This is a genomic window from Enterovirga aerilata, assembly GCF_013044135.1.
Classification (GTDB): domain Bacteria; phylum Pseudomonadota; class Alphaproteobacteria; order Rhizobiales; family Beijerinckiaceae; genus Enterovirga; species Enterovirga aerilata.
Map to the genome: position 1 here is coordinate 783,466 of NZ_JABEPP010000001.1, position 22,410 is coordinate 805,875.

Annotated in this window: 25 protein-coding genes; 12 read left to right on the plus strand and 13 right to left on the minus strand. The window is 70.4% G+C overall.

Going from position 1 to position 22,410, the window contains the following annotated elements; translation table 11 throughout:
• Window positions 1-71 precede the first annotated feature (71 nt).
• The 4 genes from HJG44_RS03895 to HJG44_RS03910 all read right to left on the minus strand — a co-directional run bounded on the left by HJG44_RS03895 (window position 72) and on the right by HJG44_RS03910 (window position 5,618).
• Window positions 72-1,541: an amidase gene (locus tag HJG44_RS03895; RefSeq protein WP_171216991.1), complete on the minus strand. Its 1,470-nt coding sequence runs from the start codon at window positions 1,539-1,541 to the stop codon at window positions 72-74.
• Window positions 1,541-2,674: a M20/M25/M40 family metallo-hydrolase gene (locus HJG44_RS03900; protein ID WP_171216992.1), complete on the minus strand. Its 1,134-nt coding sequence runs from the start codon at window positions 2,672-2,674 to the stop codon at window positions 1,541-1,543. Before HJG44_RS03900 ends, HJG44_RS03895 begins: the two co-directional genes overlap by 1 nt.
• 253 nt (window positions 2,675-2,927) lie before the next feature.
• The gene (locus HJG44_RS03905) at window positions 2,928-4,088 is read right to left on the minus strand and encodes a M20 aminoacylase family protein (protein ID WP_171216993.1); all 1,161 of its coding nucleotides are present in this window, start codon (window positions 4,086-4,088) and stop codon (window positions 2,928-2,930) included.
• A gap of 24 nt (window positions 4,089-4,112) precedes the next feature.
• Window positions 4,113-5,618 carry a M81 family metallopeptidase gene (locus tag HJG44_RS03910; RefSeq protein WP_171216994.1) on the minus strand — a complete coding sequence of 502 codons (1,506 nt, stop codon included), beginning with the start codon at window positions 5,616-5,618 and terminating at the stop codon, window positions 4,113-4,115.
• A 302-nt stretch (window positions 5,619-5,920) separates the two neighbouring features.
• Here HJG44_RS03910 and HJG44_RS03915 point away from each other — a divergent pair, with 302 nt between their 5' ends.
• Window positions 5,921-6,259, plus strand: a complete 339-nt coding sequence (locus HJG44_RS03915; RefSeq protein ID WP_171216995.1) for a hypothetical protein — start codon at window positions 5,921-5,923, stop codon at window positions 6,257-6,259.
• 67 nt (window positions 6,260-6,326) lie between these two features.
• Here the strand turns inward: HJG44_RS03915 and HJG44_RS03920 are convergent, their stop codons facing one another.
• Window positions 6,327-6,824, minus strand: a complete 498-nt coding sequence (locus HJG44_RS03920) for a Fur family transcriptional regulator (RefSeq protein WP_171216996.1) — start codon at window positions 6,822-6,824, stop codon at window positions 6,327-6,329.
• A 170-nt stretch (window positions 6,825-6,994) separates the two neighbouring features.
• Here HJG44_RS03920 and HJG44_RS03925 point away from each other — a divergent pair, with 170 nt between their 5' ends.
• The 3 genes from HJG44_RS03925 to HJG44_RS03935 are packed head-to-tail and all read left to right on the plus strand — an operon-like array spanning window position 6,995 to window position 8,773.
• Window positions 6,995-7,138 (plus strand): hypothetical protein, encoded by a 144-nt coding sequence (locus HJG44_RS03925; protein WP_171216997.1) that lies wholly within the window; start codon window positions 6,995-6,997, stop codon window positions 7,136-7,138.
• A 7-nt stretch (window positions 7,139-7,145) separates the two neighbouring features.
• Window positions 7,146-7,925, plus strand: a complete 780-nt coding sequence (locus HJG44_RS03930; RefSeq protein WP_171216998.1) for a metal ABC transporter ATP-binding protein — start codon at window positions 7,146-7,148, stop codon at window positions 7,923-7,925.
• Between the two features lie 38 nt (window positions 7,926-7,963).
• On the plus strand, window positions 7,964-8,773 hold the full coding sequence (locus HJG44_RS03935; protein WP_171217302.1) for a metal ABC transporter permease: 810 nt from the start codon (window positions 7,964-7,966) through the stop codon (window positions 8,771-8,773).
• Window positions 8,774-8,812: 39 nt separating this feature from the next.
• On the opposite strand, the gene HJG44_RS03940 is transcribed toward HJG44_RS03935, so the two are convergent.
• The 6 genes from HJG44_RS03940 to HJG44_RS03965 form a co-directional block, all read right to left on the minus strand.
• Window positions 8,813-10,417, minus strand: coding sequence for a tetratricopeptide repeat protein (locus HJG44_RS03940; RefSeq protein ID WP_171216999.1), 1,605 nt, complete (start codon window positions 10,415-10,417; stop codon window positions 8,813-8,815).
• Window positions 10,418-10,629: 212 nt separating this feature from the next.
• Window positions 10,630-11,286: a 50S ribosomal protein L11 methyltransferase gene (locus tag HJG44_RS03945; protein WP_171217000.1), complete on the minus strand. Its 657-nt coding sequence runs from the start codon at window positions 11,284-11,286 to the stop codon at window positions 10,630-10,632.
• Window positions 11,283-12,347 (minus strand): glycosyltransferase, encoded by a 1,065-nt coding sequence (locus HJG44_RS23510; protein ID WP_171217001.1) that lies wholly within the window; start codon window positions 12,345-12,347, stop codon window positions 11,283-11,285. Before HJG44_RS23510 ends, HJG44_RS03945 begins: the two co-directional genes overlap by 4 nt.
• A gap of 47 nt (window positions 12,348-12,394) precedes the next feature.
• Entirely contained in the window at window positions 12,395-13,033 is a 639-nt protein-coding gene (locus HJG44_RS03955) for an MBL fold metallo-hydrolase (RefSeq protein ID WP_171217002.1), read from the minus strand.
• A gap of 87 nt (window positions 13,034-13,120) precedes the next feature.
• Window positions 13,121-13,567: a DoxX family protein gene (locus HJG44_RS03960; protein WP_171217003.1), complete on the minus strand. Its 447-nt coding sequence runs from the start codon at window positions 13,565-13,567 to the stop codon at window positions 13,121-13,123.
• A 138-nt stretch (window positions 13,568-13,705) separates the two neighbouring features.
• On the minus strand, window positions 13,706-14,002 hold the full coding sequence (locus HJG44_RS03965; protein WP_171217004.1) for a GCG_CRPN prefix-to-repeats domain-containing protein: 297 nt from the start codon (window positions 14,000-14,002) through the stop codon (window positions 13,706-13,708).
• Window positions 14,003-14,426: 424 nt separating this feature from the next.
• Here HJG44_RS03965 and HJG44_RS03970 point away from each other — a divergent pair, with 424 nt between their 5' ends.
• The 5 genes from HJG44_RS03970 (at window position 14,427) to HJG44_RS03990 (ending at window position 17,115) form a co-directional block, all read left to right on the plus strand.
• Window positions 14,427-14,957 (plus strand): glyoxalase superfamily protein, encoded by a 531-nt coding sequence (locus tag HJG44_RS03970; RefSeq protein WP_171217005.1) that lies wholly within the window; start codon window positions 14,427-14,429, stop codon window positions 14,955-14,957.
• Between the two features lie 226 nt (window positions 14,958-15,183).
• Window positions 15,184-15,552 carry a MarR family transcriptional regulator gene (locus tag HJG44_RS23945; protein WP_171217006.1) on the plus strand — a complete coding sequence of 123 codons (369 nt, stop codon included), beginning with the start codon at window positions 15,184-15,186 and terminating at the stop codon, window positions 15,550-15,552.
• Between the two features lie 38 nt (window positions 15,553-15,590).
• Window positions 15,591-16,157 (plus strand): FAD-dependent monooxygenase, encoded by a 567-nt coding sequence (locus HJG44_RS03980; RefSeq protein ID WP_171217007.1) that lies wholly within the window; start codon window positions 15,591-15,593, stop codon window positions 16,155-16,157.
• Between the two features lie 85 nt (window positions 16,158-16,242).
• Entirely contained in the window at window positions 16,243-16,506 is a 264-nt protein-coding gene (locus HJG44_RS03985) for a YARHG domain-containing protein (protein ID WP_171217008.1), read from the plus strand.
• A 309-nt stretch (window positions 16,507-16,815) separates the two neighbouring features.
• Window positions 16,816-17,115 (plus strand): GIY-YIG nuclease family protein, encoded by a 300-nt coding sequence (locus HJG44_RS03990; RefSeq protein WP_171217009.1) that lies wholly within the window; start codon window positions 16,816-16,818, stop codon window positions 17,113-17,115.
• A gap of 131 nt (window positions 17,116-17,246) precedes the next feature.
• On the opposite strand, the gene HJG44_RS03995 is transcribed toward HJG44_RS03990, so the two are convergent.
• On the minus strand, window positions 17,247-18,764 hold the full coding sequence (locus HJG44_RS03995; RefSeq protein ID WP_171217010.1) for a UxaA family hydrolase: 1,518 nt from the start codon (window positions 18,762-18,764) through the stop codon (window positions 17,247-17,249).
• 92 nt (window positions 18,765-18,856) lie between these two features.
• Between HJG44_RS03995 and HJG44_RS04000 the strand changes: the two genes are divergently transcribed.
• On the plus strand, window positions 18,857-19,462 hold the full coding sequence (locus tag HJG44_RS04000) for a hypothetical protein (protein ID WP_210260892.1): 606 nt from the start codon (window positions 18,857-18,859) through the stop codon (window positions 19,460-19,462).
• Between the two features lie 13 nt (window positions 19,463-19,475).
• Here HJG44_RS04000 and HJG44_RS04005 read toward each other — a convergent pair whose 3' ends face one another.
• Complete coding sequence (locus HJG44_RS04005; RefSeq protein ID WP_171216321.1) at window positions 19,476-19,661, minus strand: ribosome modulation factor; 186 nt, start codon at window positions 19,659-19,661, stop codon at window positions 19,476-19,478.
• A 143-nt stretch (window positions 19,662-19,804) separates the two neighbouring features.
• Here HJG44_RS04005 and HJG44_RS04010 point away from each other — a divergent pair, with 143 nt between their 5' ends.
• Both HJG44_RS04010 and HJG44_RS04015 read left to right on the plus strand, forming a co-directional pair.
• Entirely contained in the window at window positions 19,805-21,286 is a 1,482-nt protein-coding gene (locus tag HJG44_RS04010; RefSeq protein ID WP_171217011.1) for an FAD-binding oxidoreductase, read from the plus strand.
• 1 nt (window position 21,287) lies between these two features.
• Window positions 21,288-22,229, plus strand: coding sequence for a sugar kinase (locus HJG44_RS04015; protein WP_171217012.1), 942 nt, complete (start codon window positions 21,288-21,290; stop codon window positions 22,227-22,229).
• Window positions 22,230-22,410 lie beyond the last annotated feature (181 nt).

A 22,410-nucleotide genomic window follows, 5' to 3' on the forward strand; every position in this document is an offset into this window, starting at 1 on the left:
TCCCACCTCCGCTGTCGCGCCCCTTGCGCGGTTCTTATGAAAGGAGAATGCACGCGGCGTGCCGCCCCGTGTCAATCGCCAGCGCGTGCAGCATCCCGCTCGTAGGCCGCCGCGATCGCGAGGAGTTCGCGATCGGCGCGCGGGCGTCCCACGAGCTGAATGCCCATCGGCCTGCCCCGCTCGTCGAAGCCGGCCGGGACGTTGACCACCGGGCAGCCCGAGAGCGTGCCGATCACGACCACCTCCATCCAGCGATGATAGCTGTCCATCGGCACGCCCGCGACCTCCTGGGGCCAGCGCCAGTCGATCGGGAAGGGGAAGACCTGGGCGGTCGGCAGTGCGAGGGCGTCGAAGCGCTCGAAGAGCTTCAGGGCGACCTGGTAGAATTTCGCCCGGGTTCTCGCGGCGGCCGAGATGTCCTCGGAGCCGAGCCGGAATCCGCCCTCGATCTCCCAGGTCATCTCGGGCTTGAGGAGAGCCCGCTTGGCGAGATCGGCATAGACCTCGCCGTAGCGGCTGCTCATGGCCCAGTGCCGGAGCGTGACGAAGCTTTCCCAGAGGTCGGCCCAGGGAAACGGTACGGAGACGGGCTCGATCTGCCAGCCTGCCGGCTCCAGATCGCGGAGCGCGGCCTGGCAGAGATCGAGGATGCCGGGCTCGAAGGGCAGCCTGCCGTCGAGATCGGCCAGCCACGCGATACGGGGCGCCTCCTTGGGCGCAAGTCCGGCCTCGAAGGGCTCCGGCTCGGTCGCAAGCGAGAGCGGGGCGCGGGGATCGTAGCCCGCCATCACGGTCAGCATCGCCGCGAGATCGGCGACGCTCCTCCCCATCGGACCGTTCGTCGCGAGCTGGGCGTAGAACGGGTCCTGCGCCGGCACTGTCGGGACGCGGCCCTGGGACGGCCGGAAGCCGAAGACGTTGTTCCAGGCGCCGGGATTGCGCAGCGAGCCGCCGAAATCGGAGCCGTCAGCCACGGGCAGCATGGCAAGGGCGAGCGCGACCGCGGCGCCGCCGCTCGAGCCGCCGGCGCTGAGCTCGGGCAGGTAGGCGTTGCGGGTCGGTCCGAAGACCGGGTTGTAGGTGTGCGAGCCGAGCCCGTATTCGGGCACGTTCGTCTTGCCGACGATGATGGCGCCGGCCTGCCGGATGCGCCCAACGTGGAGGTCGTCCTCGGCCGGGACATGGTCCGAGAAGAGAGGCGAGCCCCAGGTGGTTCTGAGCCCCGCCGTCGCGGCGAGATCCTTGATGGCGATCGGCAGGCCGTGCAGCGCGCTGACCGTGCCGCCGGATGCCCGCCGCTCGTCCGCCTCCCGCGCCTCGGCGAGGATGTCCGCGCGCGGGCGCAGCGACACGACCGCGTTGTAGGTGGGGTTCAGCGCCTCGATCCGGTCGAGGCAGGCGGTCGCGAGCTCGACGGACGAGATTTCGCCGCCGCGCAGCCGCCGCTGCAGCGTGACGCCGTCGTCCCGCAGCAATTCGGGCGGCTCCAGCCCGGCGGGCGGGACGAGGCGGCCGTCGCGGCCGAAGGCGGGCCGGCGCATCAGGTCAGCCGGTGGAGGAGGCCGGCGATGAGGCGGCTGCGCTCAGCCAGGCTCTCCACCTCGATATGCTCTTCCAGCGTGTGGTACCCGGCGCCGAGAAGGCCCAGCCCGTCGAGCGAGGGAATGCCGGCAGCGCCGGTGAAATTGGCATCCGAGCCCCCGCCCGCCGAGCCGTGCGGCAGGTCGAAGCCGAGATCGCGCGCCACCCCCTTCGCCACCTCGTAGACCGCCATCGTCTCCTCGTCCGGCTCCCAGACGGGGCGGGTCACGCCGCGGGTGACCGTGAAGCGCGTACCGTCCGGATTGCGGACGGAGAGCGCAAGCATGCGTTCGACGCCGCGGTCGAGGTCGGCCTGGCGCTTGGCCATGGACAGCGCCTCGGCGCGGCAGGTCGTCGGCACGCAGTTGACCCAGCGCCCGCCCTCGATGACGCCGACCGAAAAGGTGCAGTCCTCGTCCGTCATCGCCTCGATGGCGAGGAGCTGGCGCGCCATCGCGTTGATCGCCGAGCGGCCCTCCTTGAGCGCCGCCCCGGCATGGCTCGGCCGGCCTTCCGCGAGGAGGTTGAAGCGGGCGATGGCATAGCGGCCGGTGACGACGCCGTTGCCGGGCTTCCCGGGCTCGGGCACGAGCACGTAGCGATGCTGACGCGCCTCGCTCATGATGAGGTCGCGCGTGCCGGGACTGCCGATCTCCTCGTCGCTCGTCAGCAGCACCGAGATGGGAAGGGGCGTCTCGATACCCGCGCGGGCGAGCTGGACCACGGCCTCGAGCGACGCGTAGGCGCCGCCCTTCATGTCGAGGATGCCCGGGCCGTAGCAGCGCCCGTTCTCGCGCCGGAACGGGAGCTTCTCCAGCGTGCCGACCGGATGGACCGTGTCGAGATGCGACATCAGCAGGATGCCGGGCTCGCCGCTCCGCGGATGCGGGAACTCGGCGCGGACGCAATCACCGAGGCCCGGCGGTCCGGGGATGCGCTCGATCCTCGCGCCCGCCGCCGCGAGATCTGCGGATGCGATGTCCATCATGCGGTTGACCGCCAGGATGTCGAAGGTCGGGCTCTCGGCCTCTACCCAGCGCTTGAGGCCGGCGAGCATGGCGTCGGTATCGAAGGGGAGGGCAGCGGGGTTCATGGCTGGGCGTTCTCGGATGGCGCGACTTCGCGCTTGACATTTATTCCTGTCATCCCCGGCGGCCGGAAGGGCCGGGAAGGGGATCCAGGTCGGCAAGGCTCCGGCGCGAGACGCTTGGATCCCCTTCCCCTCCGCGGCTGCGCCGCTCCGGCCGGGGATGACAAGGAGGTGCTCCTGCGTGCTTCGAGGCTCCGCTGCGCTCCGCACCTCAGGATGATGAGGTTGAGGAGGGCAAAACCGTTCAGGGCGACGCTCACGCCGCGAGGCGCTTCTCGACCACCCGCGCGAGCAGGCTCGCGCCGAGCGGCAGGATCTCCTCGCCCAGCACGAAGGCCGGATTGTGCAGGGGCACCCGGCCGGTATGGCCCACGAAGGCATAGGCGCCCGGCACGGCGCGCAGCATGTCGGCGAAATCCTCCGATCCCATCATCGGTTTCGGGTCGGTCAGCACGTTCTCGGCGCCGACGATGTCGCGCGCGGCATCCGCCAGCGCCTCCGCCTCGGCTTTCGTGTTGACCAGCACGTCGAAGATCGGCCGGATGTCGACCGCGACCTCCATGCCGAACGAGAGCGCGACGCCCTGCGCGATGGTGCGCATGCGCTCGTGAACGAGAGCGGCGACCTCCCGCGAGAAGGTCCTGATCGTTCCGGCGAGCGCCGCCTCCTCCGGTATCACGTTGTAGGCGGAGCCGGCATGGATCTGCGTGATGGACACAACCGCGGCCTGCAGGGGGTCGGTGTTGCGGGACACGATCGTCTGGAGCGCCTGGGCGAGGGCGGTCGCGGCCACGATCGGGTCGCGTCCGACATGCGGCATGGCGCCGTGGCTGCCCGCGCCGGTGATCCTGATGTCGAAGAAGTCGGCGCCGGCCATCGCCTGTCCCGGCCACACGGCGATCTGCCCCGGCTCGAGATAGGGCGAGTTGTGGAGGCCGTAGATCTCGTCGCAGGGGAAGCGCTCGAAGAGCCTGTCCGCCAGCATCGCGCGGGCGCCCCCGAGACCTTCCTCGGCCGGCTGGAACACGAACACGGCCGTGCCCTTGAAGCCGCGGTTCTCGGCTAGGTAGCGAGCCGCGCCGAGCAGCATCGTCGTGTGCCCGTCATGCCCGCAGGCATGCATCTTCCCCGGGACGGTCGAGCGCCAAGGCAGGTTCGTCAGCTCCTCGATCGGAAGCGCGTCCATGTCGGCGCGCAGCCCGATGCGGCGGCCCGGCCCGCCGGTGCCGTGCAGGATCCCGACCACGCCCGTCCGGCCGATACCGCGATGCACCTCGATGCCCCAGGAGGCGAGCTTCCCGGCCACGACCTCGGAGGTGCGGACCTCCTCGAAGCCGATCTCCGGATGGGCGTGCAGGTCGCGCCGGATGGCGACGAGGTCCTCGGTGAAATCCTGGATGGCGGGCATCGCGCCCATGTCACTCTCCGTCGTGTTCGAAGGTCAGGCGCCCGCGAAGACCGGGCCGAGCGGGGACATACGCATGCCGGGGCGCAGGCGCGTCCAGGGGAGGGCGGCTGGATCAACCGGCATCGGGCCGGGCGCGGCGCAGACGAGGATCGTCTCCGCGACGGGTTCGAAATCGGCACGGAAATGCACCGAGCTCTTGTTCACGAGGATCGCCTGTGCGGTCGGCTCGATTCCGACCTGCCGGTACATGGCCTGATCCGCCATCTGCGCCTTGCGCGACGCGACCGCGATGCGGACATCGCCGATCCGCAGGCACGCGCAGGGCCCGAGCTTCATGCGGGCGCCGCCATAGAAGGGGCCGGGCGCGACGAAGTTGCCGTCGGACAGCGCCTCGACCGCGAACTCCGCTTCGAGCGGCGCATCGCCCGGAACGCGCGACTTGGCGCCGAGTGCGACCCGGATCGTCGCGCCTGTTCCTGCCGCATGGGCGGCGGAGGCTGCCGCCGGATCGACGATGAGGCCGACCGCGGCGCGGCGCGCCTGGTTGCGGACAAGCGCGTGCACCATCCCCATCGTGTCCGAATCGCCGCCGGCGCCCGGGTTGTCCTGGGTGTCCGAGATCACGACGGGGCGGGTCGCGGTCTCCGCGATGCGCATCGCCTCGCGCACGCCCTCGTCCGGCGTGTAGACGCGGCCGCGGAACGCCTCCTCGCTCGCCATCACCAGCGCGGCGATCTCGTCGGCCGCCCTGTCCGCCTCCGCCTGGCTCGCCCCGTAGGCGACGACCGACGGGCCGCAATCCGGGAAGTCGGCGGCCGGAAATCCCGGCAGGAAGGACAGGGTCGGCACGGCCTCGCTCTCGAGGGCGGCAAGCCGACCGTAGATGGTCCGGCACGGCTCCATGGCGGTCGCCTGCCAGGCGATCGGAATGAGATACGGGATCTGCCGGAAGGCCTTGGCATGCCGCCGTGCCGTCCCGATGATGTCCGCGAGGTATTCGGCCGAGCGCCGTCCGGTCTCCGCCATGTCGACGTGCGGATACGTGCGGTACGCGATGAGCGCATCCGCGCTCTCCACCATCAGCGGGGTCACGTTGCCGTGCAGATCGAGGCTCGCGACCAGCGGCACGTCCGGTCCGATCGCGAGGCGCACGCGGCGCAGCACCTCGCCTTCCCCGTCGTCGACATGCTCGGCCACCATGGCGCCGTGGAGGTCGAGATAGACCGCATCGACCGGCAGCGCCGCCCGAATCCGCTCGACGAGATCGCCCGCGATCCGCTCAAAGGCCTCGCGCGTCACATGGGCCGACGGGCTCGCGGCGCACCAGAGGGACGGGAGCAGCGTCCAGCCGCGGCGCCGTCCTTCCTCGATGAAGCCCGACGCACCCACATTCACGTTGCGGACGGCCTCGAACACGCCCTCGCCGCGCGTCAGGACCGGCCAGCCGCCGCCCTGCTCGAAAGCCTCCATGCCCGCCCTGGAAGGCGCAAACGTGTTGGTCTCGTGCAGGAAGCCGCCGAGGGCGACGCGGTAGGGCATGTCGGGGAGGGTGTCAGCGTGTCGGCCGAGAACCAAGCACGCCGCGGCGCGCCAGCCAAGCTCTAATCTCGGGCCGGAACGGGCGCGGTCACTCCCCTTGCGGACGACACCCCGCGACGTATGGGCAGCGACCGATCAGGAACAAAGCGGCGTTGCAGCCCCATCCTCCAAGATCGTTGGTGAATGTAGAACGTCAGCTCGCCAAGCTTAACCGTCGCGTTTCGCGTCTATCCGAGCCGGAAACCTTCCGCCACCCTTGCGGGTTGTGCTTCGGAGCTGGTGAAATCTCAGGGACGACGGACATGAACAAGGTCATATCTGTCATGGCCGCGGCGACGCTGGGTGCGGGCCTGATGGCCATGTCGCCGGGCGCGCAGGCGAAGCCCGCTCTCCCGGATGCGGATGCACTCGCCGCCTCCGTGCCGAACGCCGAGTACACGCAGCATCGCGGGCGCCGCCACGGGCATTACCGCAGCCATCGCGGGCGCGATGCGGCGGCAGCGGCTGCCGCCGTGGGCGTCGCGGGTGCGCTGATCGGCGGCGCGATCGCGGCCCAGCAGCGGCGCGACTACTATTACGACCGGCCCTACGGCGCCTACGGCCATTACGGGCCGGATTACGACTACTACGATCCGTACTAAGCGGGGCCGGGCTCACGGGCCTGTCTGGTAGGAGCCCGGCCGCCGGAAGGCGGCCGGGCTTTTCGAATCACGCGCTCTCCCGGCAGGCTTGGCACTCGCCCTCCAGCTCGACCGCACGGCTGAGCGGCCTGAATCCGACTTGCGCGGCCGTGCCGGCAAGGTCGCGGGCGATCTCCGACGAGGCGAGCTCGTCGACATTGCCGCATACCGTGCAGACGAGGAACACCGTCGTCTCCCCGGCTCCGTGCTCGTGGTGGCAGGGCAGATATGTGTTGCGCACGGCGATCCGGTGGATCAGCCCCGCCTCCATCAGGAATTCCAGCGCGCGATAGACCGAGATCGGCGAGATGCGCCGCTCCCGCCCGAGCTGCTCGACGAGATCGTAGGCCCCGAGCGGGGCCGCGCTCGCGGACAGCGCCTCGAAGACGCGCCGGCGCAGCGGCGTGAACTGAAGGCCCCTGTCGCGGCAGACCCGCTCGGCATGCGCGACGAGCTCCGCCGCGTCCTGCGGTCCGTGCGGGTGGTGATGATGCGCGCCCGCGGGCGGCGGCTGTTCCTTGCCCATGGAGCCGATCCGGTCCTGTCCCGGTTACAATATTACAGCCCATGGCCCGCCAGGGCCACCCCATCGGACGGAAGGCCGCGCCCGTCCACAGGGGGTGCTGACGGCCGGTTCCGGGTCGTGTATGTTATATCCTAACACTGCTGCTCCGCAGCCCCGATCCTGGTGACCCGGTGAACCCCACGACACGATCCCGTTCCGACCGGCGGAGCCACGCCGCCGCCTCCCTGATGCTGCTCGGAGCGGGCGAGCGCCTCGCCATCTCGGTCCTCCTGTCCGGCGCGGCGTTCCTCGGTGTCGCTTGGGCGCTCGCCTGAACCGGGCATGACCTCGTCGGCGGCCGGAGGCACCGCGCCTGCGCTGACGTTTCGGGCCGCCTCCTTCGGCTATGGTGGCCGCCCGGCCATTCAGGGCGTTGACGGTGCGGTCATGCGCGGCGAGGTCCTGGCCCTCGTCGGGCCGAACGGCGCCGGCAAATCGACCCTGCTCAAGGGGATCGTCGGGGAGGCCGCGCGGCTCTCCGGCGATGTTGACCTGCACGGGCTGCGGGTGCGGGACCTCGCCTATCTGCCGCAGCAGCCCGAGATCGACCGGAGCTTTCCGATCACGGCGATCGAATTCGCGGCGACCGGCCTGTGGCGCCGGCTCGGCGCCTTCGGCCGCTATCGGCCGGAGCACCGCGCCGAAGTTGCCGACGCGCTCGCCCGCGTCGGCCTCGCCGCGCTGGAGGGCAGCCTCATCGGCGCGCTCTCCGGCGGGCAGATGCAGCGCCTGCTCTTCGCCCGCACCCTCCTGCAGGATGCGCCGCTGATCCTGCTCGACGAGCCCTTCACGGGGATCGATGCCGCGACCGAGGCCGATCTCCTCGGCATCGTCGGGCTCTGGCGGGAGCAGGGGCGCACGGTGGTCGCGGCGCTGCACGACCTTGCGCAGGTGCGGGCGGCCTTCCCGCGCGCGCTCCTGGTCGCGGGGCGCGTGATCGCCTGGGGCGACACGGCCGCGGTGCTGACGGCCGGGAACCTTGCGCGGGCGAACGGGCGCGAGCTCGCGCCGCCCGCCGATCCGGCCGCCGATGCGGCGCTCGCGGCCCTGGGCGCGACGTGACCGAATTCCTCCTGGGCCCCTTCATCGAGTTTGCGTTCATGCGGCGGGCCCTCATGGGCTGCCTCGCGCTCTCGCTCAGCGCCCCCCCGATCGGCGTCTTCCTGACGCTCCGGCGCATGAGCCTGATGAGCGATGCGATGAGCCACGCCATCCTGCCGGGTGCGGCGATCGGCTTCCTGGTGAGCGGGCTCTCGCTCCCGGCCATGACGATCGGCGGGCTCGCAGCCGGGCTCGCGGTGGCGCTGCTGTCCGGGGTCGTCACCCGGGCGACTCTCCTGAAGGAGGATGCCAGCCTCGCGGCCTTCTACCTCGTCTCGATCGCGCTCGGCGTGCTCCTGGTCTCGCTCAGGGGCTCGAGCATCGATCTCCTCCACATCCTGTTCGGCACGGTCCTGGCCCTCGACGACGCCGCGCTCGTCCTCATCGGCGCGATCTCCGCCACGACGCTCGTCTGGCTCGCGCTCGCCTACCGGCCGCTCGTCATCGAATGCGTCGATCCGCTCTTCCTGCGCCTCTCGGGTAGGGCGAGCACGGTCACGCATCTCTCGTTCCTGGCCGTCGTGGTGCTGAACCTCGTCGGCGGTTTCCAGGCGCTCGGGACGCTGCTCGCGGTCGGGATCATGCTCCTGCCGGCCGTCATCGCCCGCTTCTGGGCGGCGACGTTGTCCGGCCTCCTGCCGGTCGCGGTCGGGGCGGCGGCCCTGTCGAGCTATGCCGGCCTGCTTCTCGCCTATCACCGCGACCTGCCGCCCGGCCCGGCGATCGTGCTCACGGCCGGCGTGATCTACGCCGTCTCCATCCTGTTCGGCCGGCAGGGCGGCCTCGCCTGGCGGATCCGGAGAGCGTGACGGGCGGCAGCCTGGCTGCGGCCTCGCCCGTTCGCGCCGTCAATTGGCGAGGTAGCGCTTCGCCGCCTCGATCTCCGGGCGCCCCGTGTCGGCCTTTGCGGCGAGATGCGTGAGCTGCATATAGTAGCGCTTCGCGTTCTCGGGATCGCCTGCGAGTTCCGCCGCGCGCGCCGCACCATAGACCGCCCGGAAGCGGTTCGGCTCGGTCTTCTGCACGGCGAGGAACTCGCGGAACGCGTCCGCCGGACGATCCAGCTCCAGCAGCATTTCCGCCAGGAGCTCGCGCGCCGGCGCGAGGGGACCCGGCGTGATGACGTGCTTCTCCGTCCGGCTCTCGCGGTCGGCCGCCTGCCGGAGCCCGTCGAGCGCAGCCTCGCGGCGGCCGCGCGCGAACTCCGCCCAGGCCTCCGCCGTCTCGCGCTGGATGTCCACCTGCTCGGCCCAGTAGCCATCCCTGCCGCGCAGGCCTTCCGCGATGGCCTTCAGCGCGGCGATGTCGGCCCCCGCCTCCTCGGGCTTCCCGGCGCGCGCGAAGGCGACCGCGCGGGCGAAGTGGGTGAGGGCCTCCGTATAGGGGAAGCTCGATTTCCGCGGCGTCAGCGCCGCCGCTTCGTCCCAGGCCCCCCGTTCCATCACGAACCGGGCCGGCATGGCCGCGAGCCCGAAATAGGCGCTGTTGCGGGCCGAGGAGGGCAGCACGGCGTAGCGAGCGGCGCTCTCGATGATGCGCCGCGCCGCCTCGACCTGCCCGAGCTGGAGCTGAGCATAGACCATGTAGTCGTAGGCATGGAGCTCGTCGCTCGGCGAAGCGTCCTTGCGGGCGGCCTCGGCCGAACGCGCATTCATGGCGACGGACTGCTCCCAGCGGCCCACCCGGGTGAAGATGTGGGACGGCATGTGGAGCGCATGCGGCGCGTCGGGCGCGATTTCGGCGTAGCGCTCGGCCGCCGTGAGACCCCGCTCGGCGAGGGACGGGAAGTCGTAGGTATGGACCAGGTAATGCGCGACGCCGGGATGCTCCGGCTGCCGCGTCCATTCGGCCTCCAGGATCTCGGCCGCCTTGAGCGGCTTGGCGTAGGTCTTGTCCGTCGGCGAGGCCGCGACGTTGAGCGCAAGCGCATAGAAGATCCGCGCCTCCGGATCGTCCGGGAATCGCGCCGCCAGGCCCTCCATGGCCTTCTCGTAGGCGGCGACCCGCGTCCGGTGGTCCTTCGTGTCGTGGTCTCGGTAGAAGACGAGCAGCGCCTCCAGGTAGCCGCGCTCGCGCTCGGTCCTGGCGCCGATCGTCATGGCCTGTTCGAGCGCCTTCAGGCCCTCGGCCAGGTTGCGAGGAGTGGGCGGGCTGAACGGGTTGTTGAGCTGGGCCATGGCGTAGCCCCAATGCGCCATGACGCAGGACGGGTCGCGGGCCAGCACCGCCCGGAACTTGTCGGCGGCGGCCTGGTACCAGAAGGAATGCTGCAGCTTCATGCCCTCGTCAAAGAGGGGCTGCGCCTCGGCCGAGCAGGTGACCGGGAAATGCACCCTGCCGAGCGCCTGGTGGGCATGGCCGTCATGCTGGGCCAGAGCCGTGGAGGAGAGGAGAGCGGCGAAGGCGGCGCCGAGCAACCAGCGCGCCTCGTGCCGCGATGCGATCGCGACCATGGGCATTCTCCGATCGGTACGGTTCGAATGGCCCGATAGAGCTGGGCAAGGTCTTGCGGCGCTTCAGGTTCGATGCCCCGCCGCCAACGCGCTTATGCGAGGTGGGAGTTTACACCGGCGGACGGGCATGTCCACGAGCGCAAGCCGAGCCGCCGGCGCGGCGATGATCAAGGCCGTCGCGGCCGTCGCGGGAAACCGTAAGGCGCCAGGCGCTATCTCCGGCGGATGCGCCAGACCCGGGACAGCTTGATCTCCGTGTCCTCCAGCTCGCGCGTGACCCTGACGCGGTACTGCGCGATCTGCTCGATCTTGTCCTTCGGCAGATAGGAGCGGCCCGGATCTCCGATGAGCACGGTCGCGCCGCGCTGCTCCAGAGCGGAAAGCCAGGGCCAGATGCGGTCGGACATGTCCCGCTCGTAGAAGGCGTCGCCCGTCAGCACGACCTCCCAGCCCTCGTCCGTGCCGACGAGGTCGGCGAGGCGCGGCCTTACGCCGACCCCGTTCGCCTCGGCGTTGATCGCGATCGCCGCGGCCGCGAACGCGTCGATATCGGCCGCCTCGACCTCCCGCGCCCCGGCCATGGCGGCCGCGATCGCGACGAGGCCCGAACCCGAGGCGACGTCCAGCACCCTCCGTCCCCGCACGAGGCTCGGATTGTCGAGGATGTAGCGCGCGAGCGCCTGCCCGCCGGCCCAGGCGAAGGCCCAGAAGGGAGGCGGAAGCCCCATCTCGCCGAGTTCCTCCTCGGTCTTCTGCCACAGCGCCGTCGCCTCCTCCGCGACATGGAGGCGAATCTCCGGGGCATGCGGCACCGGCAGCAGCCGGGTCTCGCTCCGGATGAACGCCGCCCTGTCCACGATCCGGGTCACGCGGGAGCCCCGGCCAGCATGGCGCGGTAGAGCGCCTTCGCGCGCTCGGCTGCGTCCCGCTCGGTCCAGCCGTGGAGCACCCGCGCCCGGGAGGCCGCGCCCATGCGCGGCAGGAGGACGGGATCCTCCGCGAAACGCCGGAAAGCCGCGGCCAGCGCGGCCGGATCGTCCGGCGCCACCAGAAGGCCCTCCTGGTCGTCCGTGATGAAGTCGCGGCGGCCCGGGATGTCGGTCGCGACGAGCGGCCGGCCGCAGGCCGCCGCCTCGAGCAGCATGTCGGGCACGCCCTCGCCCGCCCGGGAGGGCATGCAGGCGAGATGGTGCTCCGCCCAGAGCGTCGCCGGCTCCGGCGCCACCGGCTGCCACCTGATCCCAGGCTGCGCGGCCCAGCCCCGCAGCGTCTCCGGCCGGAGGGCCTGCGGCGGCGCGCCGGCCTCTCCTCCGACCAGCGTGAGCTCCACGTCTAGGCCGCCCTCCCGGGCGATCCGGACCGCTTCGACCGCGACGTCGACCGCCATGGCCCGGAGCAGCGGACCGGCGACCGCGACCCGCAGCGGCGGCGCCGCAGGCATCGGCGGGGGCCGCAGCCCCTCGGCATCCACCCCGGATAGACGGATTATCGCCACGGCGCCGTCGCGCGGGTCGAAGCGCAGCGCCCGCGCGCCGCCCTCCGTCCCGAACAGGTAGCGCGTCCGGGGGCTGCGGAGGACGCGGCCGAGCAGGAACGCGGCGCCCCGCCGGGCCGCCCGCCCGGCAAGCCGCGGGTGCGGGAGCCAATCGCCGGCTCCCCCGATCCCGAAGACGCGCCTGTCGATCCCGGCCAGCAGGCAGGCGGCGCCGCCGACCAGGCTCGCCCGCAGCCCGATGCAGTGGACGAGGTCCGGCCCGGCGGCCTTCAGGGCCGCCGCGATCTGCCCGGCCGCATAGCCGGAGGCGAGTGGGTTCAGGCCGGGCGGGACGGTCTCGATCGCGTCCGCCGCGAGCCCGAGTTCCGCCGCGGCCCGCAGGAGAGCCGCCGGAACGGGGGCGTCTGCGACCACGAAGGCGATGCGGCCGCCCATCACGGCATCATCGCAGGTCGGCCGCTCGGGCCGCGCCGCCGCACCCGCTAGCGGAGGAACGGGTTGGTCAGCCGTTCCTCCCCCACGGTCGAGCCGGGCCCGTGGCCCGGCAGGAAGGACACGTCGTCGCCGAGCGGCAGGATCTTCTCCCGGATGGAGCGGAGCAGGGTCTCGTGGCTCCCGCCCGGCAGGTCGGTGCGGCCGACCGAGCCGCGGAACAGGACGTCGCCCATGAAGGCGAAGCGCAGGCTCGGCGCGAAGAAGACGACGCTGCCCGGCGAGTGGCCCGGGCAATGCAGCACGTCGAAGGTCACGCCCGCGATCTCGATCGTGTCGCCGTCCGCCAGGAAGCGGTCCGGCGCCACGTTGCGGACCCCGTCGAGGCCGTATTGCCGGCCCTGCAGCTCGAGCCGGGCGAGGAGCGGCGCATCACCCTCGTGCGGACCCACGATCTCGACCCCGATCTCGTCCCTGAGTTCGGCGGCCGCGCCCGCATGGTCGATATGGCCGTGCGTCAGGAGGATCGCCTCCAGGGTCACGCCCGCCCGGTCGACCGCCTGGCGGATCACGTCGAGATCGCCGCCCGGATCGATCACGACGCCCCGCCGGGTCGCCTGCGACCAGGCGATGGAGCAGTTCTGCTGGAAAGGCGTCACCGGGACGACCTGGACGGCGAAATCGGGCATCGGGCTCTCTGGGCGGGACGGGGCGCGCCGGTCGGCCCATCGCCTATCCCAGCTTGCCGCGACGACCAAGCGCCCGGGCTCGCCGGCTCAGCGGGCCGGCACCACCTGCGGCATCGCGATCCCGGTCGCGGCGGGGCGGGTGCGGGCGGAGAGGATCGAAACCGTGATCAGCCCGCCGATCATGCCGATATGCTCGGCCGCCGTGTGGAAGGCGTGCAGTGCCGCCGGGCCCTGCATCGTCCAGAAATGGTGCACGATCGGGATGGTCAAGGCCGTGAATATGCCGAGAGCGCCGGCGCCCAGCCAGACGTGGCGGCCGGCGATGATGAGGCCTGCTCCGACGAGCTGGGTGACAAGGACCGCGACGTTGAAGAGGATCGCGGGCTCCAGCCCGAACTGGCGCATGTCGGCGACGCCGGCGGAGAAGTTGATCAGCTTGTCGAGCCCGCTTCCCCAGAACGGGAAGGTGAGGATGATACGCGCCGCCAAGGCGAGGGCGCGATGGCTCAGCAGCGTCTGGATGGCCTGGGGCATGGACGGTGTCTCCGCTCGGAGCGCGCGGGGCGCGCCTCGGGCGCCGGAGGTAGCCCGTCCCGATTTCGGGGGTGTTGCACCCCTGTTTCGGCCTGAAACGAGCGGGAGTGCCGGCGGGCCGGCACTCCCGTCAGGGCCTCAGCGGCAGACGCGGCGCGGGCCCCACGGGGTATGCCGCACCCAGCAGCGGCGCGGGCCCCAGCCGGGGCCGCGGAAGCCCGGGCCCGGGCCGTAATAGCCGCGGCGCATCGGACGGCAGTAGCCGCCGGGGCCGCGGGCGAAGCCGGGGCCGCAGCCCTGGGCGACGCGCTCGATCAGGCCCGACCCGGCAAGATCGGCGGCGGGGGCGGCCGGAGCGGCGCTGGCCGCCGAGGCGAGGCCCATGCCGCCGGCCACGAGCGCGGCCGCGCCGATCATCTTGAGATTGAAGCTCATCCGTTTCTCCCTTGAGCCCCCGATAACGGCCAAGACGGCCGTCGGGTCCCATCCATCAGGCCGCAGGTGCGTTTACGCCCGCATGAGCGGCACGTGACGTTTTGGTCAGGGTGATGAAGGCGAGATGAACGGCCGAGCTTCGGGGCCCGAGCCGCGGAAGCCGGGGAGCGGGCGGGCACGCGCCGTCCTTCCCCGGCCCGGCACGGGTCGGTCGGACGGGCGTGACCGGACATGGCGCACTCGGTTGCCGAGTCCGATCGCCTGACGTATGCGGTCGCGCGAGGCCGACGCAGCCTGCCGCTCGCCCCCGCAAGGGGATGGTGAAAGCGTCATCCATGCCCCCGCATCGCATTTCTCCTTCCGGAGGGCGGCTGCGTCAGCAATGCGAGCCCTGACGATCGTTCGCCTCCATCGAGGAAGGCACATGCGATCTCATCTCGAGCCGAAGGCCATGGCGAAGGCCCTGCGCAACGCCTTGCAGGAGCGCGGGATCACCATAACCCACAGCGAAGCCCTGGAAATCGTCGCCGCGCAGCACGGCCTTGCGAGCTGGAACGTCCTTGCGGCGGCGCGAGGCGCGCCTGCCGAGGATGAGGTGCGGTTTTATGAGACCTGCCCGATCCTGCGCATCTTCGACGAAGGCCTCGCGAAGGAATTCTACGTCGATTTTCTCGGCTTCCACCTGGATTGGGAGCACCGGTTCGGGGAGAACTTCCCGCTCTATGTCCAGGTGTCGCGGGCGGGGCTGATCCTGCATCTCAGCGGCCACCACGGCGATGAGACGCCCGGCTCGACCGTGTTCGTCCGCATGCACGGCGTCGAGGCGTTCCAGGCGGAGCTCCTGCGCAAGGAGTACAAGCACAACAAGCCTGGGGTGGAGGACGTGCCCTGGGGCCGGGTGATGACGGTGACCGACCCGTTCGGCAACCGTATCCGGTTCTGCGAGGACAACTGAGACAACCGACGCCGAAGCCGTTCCTGATTGTGGTCGGGAGCGGAGCGGCGGCGCGGGTGATTGGAGAAGGCCGGCCCTCTTGGGACGGCCGTGGCGTCGTGCAAGAAGGCGTCATGGAAACCGACGCACGCTGCGAGCGCGAGGAGGCGCCTGGCTTCCTCGCAAATCAGGTTGCTCGGCTGTTCATCCGGGGCGTCGACCGCGACTTGGCCCCATCGGGCTCTCGGTGGCGCATCTGTCGCCCCTGCTTCTCCTTGCCGAGCAAGGATCTCTCTTGCAACGCGACCTCGTCCGCCAGTCTCCCAGCGGGCAGCCGGCGATGGTCGCGACCCTCTCGCGTCTCGAGAGAGCCGGCTTGATCGAACGGCGGCAGCACGATCGCGACCGGCGCGCCGTGCTGATCCAGTTGACGGCTGCGGGTCGCGAGGCGGTGAGGGCGGCCGGTTCGGCGTTGGCGGCTGCGAACGAGAAGGCTCTGATCGGCTTCGTACCCGCCGATCGCAAGCTCGCCATCGAGTTCCTGAAACGAATGGCGTCCAACCTCGGAAGGGCGACTAGATATATCAATATTGATATATTTTCTCTTCAGCTATAGAGCGCTCCGGTGCTGTCTCCCACGGCGCCGGAGGGTTCATGGCTCATCGCGTTCTGGTCACCGGCGCGAGCATCGCCGGCTGCACGGCGGCATGGTGGCTTTCGCATCTCGGAAATGAGGTCACGGTCGTCGAACGGACGGCCGAGTTCCGGGATGGAGGGCAGAACATCGACGTGCGGGGCATCGGCCGCGAAGTGCTGAGGCGGATGGGACTCGAGCAGCGCGTCCTCGAGTGCGGCACCGGCGAAACGGGAACGGCTTGGGTCGATGGCGATGGCCGTATCGTCGCGCAATTCACGACCGACGAGCTGGGCGGGGACGGGCCCACGGCCGAGATGGAGATCCTGCGGGGTGACCTGGCGCGTGTGCTCTACGAAGCCGCGCGCGACACCGTAGAGTTCCGCTTCGGAGACAGCATCAGGGGTCAGGGCATCCCTAAGATCGCTCCGAAGCTCGCGAACCCGAAGACCCGGCTCGGCATCCGCCTCCTCCACGCCGCCTTGCGGATCGCCAGCACCCGAGGCGTCCGCCTCATCGCGGGCCGCCTCTTCTCCCGTCCGCCGAAGGCACCCGACATCTCGGTGTACGAACATCCAGCGGGGTGAAATCCACCAGCGTCCGCTCCTCCTTCTGCCGAAGGTGACAAGCGGCCGGGCATCGGGCAGGTAAGGTGCCCCGTCAGGAGCCCCCATGCGCCGTCTCGCGATCCTCAGCCTCGTCCTGCCGCTCGCGACGCCGAGCCTGGCGGCGTTCCCGTGCGACGAGCTCTGGGGCGAGCGCAACGCCGTCTATGCCGATGCGGGCTACTGCTTTCGGACCGCGCGCGGTATCGCGGCCTTCGGCAATGCGGGCTGCCGCTACGACGACATCCGCGATGTCCCGCTCTCCGCCCGCGATCGCGCCAAGGTGAACGAGATCGTGCGGCAGGAGCGGGAGAACGGGTGCCGGGGGTAGGGCGCGACGATCGTCGGCCTTCCCCGGTCCGGGGTTTGGTTGGCCTGCGATGCCAAAGAGCGGGTGAATGGGTCGAGGAGCGCGGGACGCCGAAACGCCCGATCGGTTCTTATTAGAGGAGCCTTTCGGCGTTCCCACGGTGCATATTCCCATCTTCGTCATGACCGGGCTTGGCCCGGCCATCCACGAAAGACGCCGCGACAGGACTCAACCTTCGACGTCACGGCCACGGACAGACGTGGATGGCCGGGTCAAGCCCGGCCATGACGAGGCGGTTGCTAGTTCGGTTGCAAGAACTACGCTGTTCTCGTGTCTGGCAGCGTCTACATCGTCACGAACCGGCCGAACGGCATCCTCTACACGGGCGTTACGGCGGTTCTTCCCCGTCGTATCTTCGAGCATCGCGAGGGGCGCGGCAGCATCTTCACGCGGCGCTACGGCCTCACTCGGCTCGTCTGGTACGAGCACCACGACGACATTCGCGCAGCCATTCAGCGCGAAAGCAACATGAAGCACTACCCACGTGCCTGGAAGGTCAGGTTGATCCTGGAGATGAACCCAAACTGGGATGATCTCTACGAGACGCTCAATGGCGCGCCGCTCACCTGAACGTCATGGCCGGGCTTGGCCCGGCCATCCACGAAAGACGCCGCGACGGGACTCAACCTTCGACGTCACGCCCACGGATAGACGTGGATGGCCGGGCCAAGCCCGGCCATGACGGCGTGAGGTGAAGGCCCTCACATCACCGCGCCGATCTGCCAGGGCACGAACTCCGCGTCGCCGTAGCCCAGCTCCTCGCTCTTCGTGTGTTCTCCGGAGGCCACGGCGAGGATCTTGGCGAAGATCTCGCGGCCTTTCTCCTCGACCGGAACGCCTTCGAGGACGGGCCCGCAATCGATGTCCATGTCGTCGATCATGCGGCGGTAGATGTCGGAATTCGTCGCGAGCTTGATCGAGGGCGCGGGCTTGGCCCCGAAGGCCGAGCCGCGGCCGGTCGTGAAGCAGATGAGGTTCGCGCCGCCCGCGACCTGCCCCGTCGCCGCGACGGGGTCGTAGCCGGGCGTGTCCATGTAGACGAAGCCGTGCTCGGTCACCGGCTCGGCATATTCGTAGACGGCGCGCAGCGTCGCGCGCCCACCCTTCGCGGCGGCGCCGAGCGACTTCTCGAGGATCGTCGTCAGCCCGCCCGCCTTGTTGCCGGGGGAGGGGTTGTTGTTCATCTCGCCGCCGTTCCTGGAGGTGTATTCCTCCCACCAGCGGATGCGGGAGACGAGCTTCTCGCCCACCTCGCGCGTGGCGGCCCGGCGGGTGAGGAGGTGCTCCGCGCCGTAGATCTCGGGCGTTTCGCTGAGGATCGAGGTGCCGCCGTTCTTCACCAGGATGTCGGACGCGACGCCGAGAGCGGGGTTGGCCGTGAGGGCCGAATAGCCGTCCGAGCCGCCGCATTGGAGGGCGAGGACAAGTTCGGAGGCGGGCCGGGTCTCGCGGCGCGCGGCGGCCGCGATCGGCAGCATGTCGCGGATGGCGGCGACGATCGCCTCGACGGTCTTCTTCGTTCCGCCCGTCTCCTGGATCGTGAGGGTGCGGAAGGTGTCGGATTCGGTGAGCCCGTATTCCTGCTTCATGCGGCCGATCTGGAAGACCTCGCAGCCGAGGCCGACCATGACGATGCCGGCGAAGTTCGGGTGGCTCGCATAGCCCCATTGGGTGCGGCGCAGGACCTCGAAGCCTTCGCCATAGGCGGCATGGCCGCAGCCCGTCCCGTGGACGATGGCGACGACACCGTCGATCCCCGGGTACTCCGCGAGCAGGCCCGAGCGCTCCATGGCATTGGCGGCGAAGCGCGCCACGGAGGCGGAGCAGTTCACGCTCGTCAGGATGCCGATGTAGTTCCGCGTGCCCGTCCTGCCGGAGGCGCGGCGAAAACCCTGGAAGGTGGCGCGCTCGGGCTCCGGCAGGAGGCCGTCGTCGCGGGCGTCCTCGGCGAAGCGGTAGTCGCGCTCGAAATCGTGCAGCCCGACATTGTGCTCGTGCACCCATTCGCCGAGCGCGACGTGTGTCTTCGCAAAGCCGATGATCTGGCCGAACTTCTTCACCGGCTCGCCTTCCCGGATGGGAAGGATCGCCATCTTGTGGCCCTTCATGATCTTCTGGCGGGCCGTGATGCCGTGGGCGGTGTCGCCCGCCTGGACCACGTCGACGGCGACCACGACGTTGTCCTCGCTGCCCAGATGGATCACGCGCGGCGCGTTCATGGCGAGTTCATTCCTTCCTTTGGAAGCATTCCATACGGCGTTTCAGGGCGCGATGCGAACGACATCGGGCCGCGCCGCAGGGGGGCGGACACATGTCAGCGGCGACCGCCGGCGCAAGGCCGGCGCTGAATATCTGGGACGATCACTGGGATTTCCGTCCGGAGGATTGCCCCTGCGACGTGGATTTCGTCGCCTGGCTCGACGAGCAGGGCATCCGGGACGCCGCGATCTATCATTTCGGGACCGGCGGGCATCACCATGTCGGGATCGAATGCGCCCGGCCGGAGCGGCGCAACCACGTCCTCGCCATCACGGCCGCCCCGCGCGAGCACGAGGCCTTCGTGCGGCTCGCCATGGCGCGTCCGGAGGTGCTGCGCTTCTACAACGCGGTCTTCGGCGACATCTATCTCCTGAACGAGCGGCTCGTGCCCGAACTCGACGTCGTCACGCTCTTCCACCTCTGCGAGTTCAGGGGGCCCGCGAACGACGCCTATGGCGCGCTGACCGATCTGGAGGTCCTGCAGATCCTCACGCGCCGGCTCAGGCCCGGCGGCCACGCGCTGTTCTTCCCCGGCTCCTTCGCCTGGGACAGGGCGAACGACAGCGCCAAGGATGTCGTCGCCGCATGGGAGCGCGAGGGCGGCGTCGAGCCGGTCGGCAGGTTCCGCTCGCTCCTGGTCTACCGGAAGGCGCAGTAGCGGCTCGCCCGCTTCAAGCGGCGATGGCGATGTCCTCGATATCGGCCGACGGAGCGGCCACACTTCCGGTCGCGCATTTCCACCCTTCGATCCAGAGCATGTGCTCCGGGGAGCCGACCGGATAAGGGCAGATATCGGCAGGAAGGCCGTCCAGCCCCGCCTTGGCTCCCTCGTTCAGGAACTTGGTTCGATCGAACATGGCGGCGTTCCCTGCTTGTTTTCGGATGGAAACGTGGAGGCGGCCGGTTCGGATCCCGGCTGCCACGTGCAGCCGCTGAGGATCAGGCGGGGGCGTCGCCTCCGCGACTTGCCCGGAGAGCGACACCGCGCCATGAGGACGGGATGTCGATCCATGCCGTCCCGCCGCTCACCGATGCGCCCGCGCAGGTGCTTCTGGCGCATCTCGCCGAGCGGCTCGGCGCCGCCCATGTCCGGACCGATCCGGACGAGATCGCGCTGCATCTGCGCGAGGAGCGCGGCCTCTATACCGGCACCGCGCTCGCGGTGGTGCGGCCGGGCTCGACGGAGGAGGTCGCCTTCGTGGTGCGCGAATGCGCGGCCGCCGGGGTCGCGATCGTGCCGCAGGGCGGGAATACCGGCCTCGTCGGCGGCGGCGTGCCCTATGGCGGGATCGTGCTCTCGCTCGCGCGGCTGAACCGCATCCGCGAGCTGGACGCCGTCAACGCGACCATGGTGGCGGAGGCGGGCTGCGTGCTGGCGGATGTGCAGCGCGCGGCCGCAGAGGCCGGCCTGCTCTTTCCCCTGTCCCTGCCGTCCGAAGGCTCGTGCCGCATCGGCGGGAACCTGGCGACGAATGCGGGCGGCACCGCGGTCCTGCGCTACGGCAATGCCCGCGAGCTCGCGCTCGGCCTCGAGGTCGTGCTCGCCGACGGCCGGATCTGGAACGGGCTCACGGCGCTCCGCAAGGACAACACGGGCTACGACCTCAAGAACCTCTTCATGGGTTCCGAAGGCACGCTCGGCATCATCACGGCGGCCGTGCTGAAGCTGTTCCCGGGCATCCGCTCGCGCGCGACGGCCTTCGTGGGGCTCGCCTCGCCGCACGACGCGCTCAGGCTGTTCGAGCGGCTGCGCGCCGCAGCGGGTGCGGAGCTCACGGCCTTCGAGTACATGCCGCGCTTCGCGCTGGAGATCGTGCTGCGCCACCACGCCGCGGCCGTGAGGCCGCTGGCGGGCGAGCATCATTCCTACGGGCTGATCGAGCTCGCCTCGCCGCAGCAGGATGCGGATCTCGCGGGCATCTTCGAGGAGGTGGTCGGGGCGGCGATCGAGGACGGGCTCGTCGAGGACGCCACCATCGCGTCCTCGGATGCGCAGCGACTCGCGCTCTGGGACCTGCGCGAGCGGCTCTCGGAGGTGCAGCGCTACGAGGGCGGCTCCATCAAGCACGACGTCGCGGTCCCGGTCTCGCGCGTCGCCGAGTTCATCGATCAGGCGACCGCGGCCTGCGAGAGCGAGATGCCCGGCGTGCGCGTCTGCGCTTTCGGGCATTTCGGGGACGGCAACATCCACTTCAACCTGTCCCAGCCGGTCGGCATGGACAGGAACGCCTTCCTGGCCGCCTGGGAGACCTTCAACCGCATCGTGCACGACATCGTGCGCGAGATGCACGGCTCCATCTCGGCCGAGCACGGGATCGGGCTCATCAAGCGCGACGAACTCCCGCACTACAAGGACCCGGTCGCGCTCGATCTGATGTTCACCCTGAAGCGCGCGCTCGATCCGGCCAACATCCTCAATCCGGGCAAGGTGCTGGCCCTCGGCGAGAACCTGCCCGACGCGCTGCCCGCCGCGGGCGCCTGAGATGCCCGGGCCCGATCTCGACCTCCTCGCCTTCGGCGAGCCCCTGATGGAATTCGCCGAGATCACCCGGGAGGGCGAGCGTCTCTACCTGCCCGGGCATGGCGGCGACACGTCCAACGTCGCGATCGCGGCGGCGCGCTGCGGGGCGCGGGCCGCGTTCTTCTCGCATCTCGGCGACGACGCCTTCGGGCGCGGCTTCCTCGACCTGTGGGACGGGGAGGGGATTGACCGGTCTTCCGTGGTCGTCCGGAACGACCTCCGGACCGGCATCTACTTCATCTCCTACGGCCCGGACGGGCACGAGTTCAGCTATTTCCGCGCCGGCTCTGCCGCGAGCCTCGTCGGGCCCGACGACCTGCCGGTCGACCTCATTGCAGGCGCCAAGGTGCTGCATGTCTCGGGCATCAGCCAGGCGATCTCGGCCTCCTGCGCGGATGCGGTCTTCGCGGCGATCCGGCACGCCAAGGCGAACGGCCGCCTCGTCTGCTACGATACCAATCTCCGGCTCGCGCTCTGGCCGCTCGACCGGGCCCGCGCCGTCATCCACGCGGCGGTCGCGCTCTGCGACATCGCCCGGCCGGGCCTCGACGATGCGAGAAAGCTCACCGGGCTCGAGAAGCCGGACGCGATCGCCGATTTCTACCTCGGTCTCGGCCCCGGCATCGTCGCCATGACGCTCGGCAAGGACGGGACGCTCGTCGCGACCCCGCAGGAGCGCCGCCTCGTCCCGACCCGCAAGGTCGAGGCGGTGGACGCCTCCGGGGCCGGCGACACCTTCGGGGGCGCGTTCCTGTCGGAATGGCTGCGGACGGGCGATCCCTTCCGGGCGGCCGCGTTCGGCAACGCCGCCGCGGCGCTGAAGACGCTCGGCTACGGGGCGGTCGCACCGATGCCGCGGCGGGAGGCGGTGGAGAGGTTCCTGGCGGAGGGCGCGGGCGCGTAGCCGCGCGGGATCAGGCGGGGAGCAGCGTCTCGCAGACGGCGACGACCAGGATTGCGGAGACGAGAACGGCGAGCACGATACGCAGCACGAGAGCGGGATCCGGAACGACAATCAAAGCCGAACGCCCGGACCGCGACTTCGTTCGCGCCCGCGACGCTCCTTCGCAGCTCCGCCGCATCTG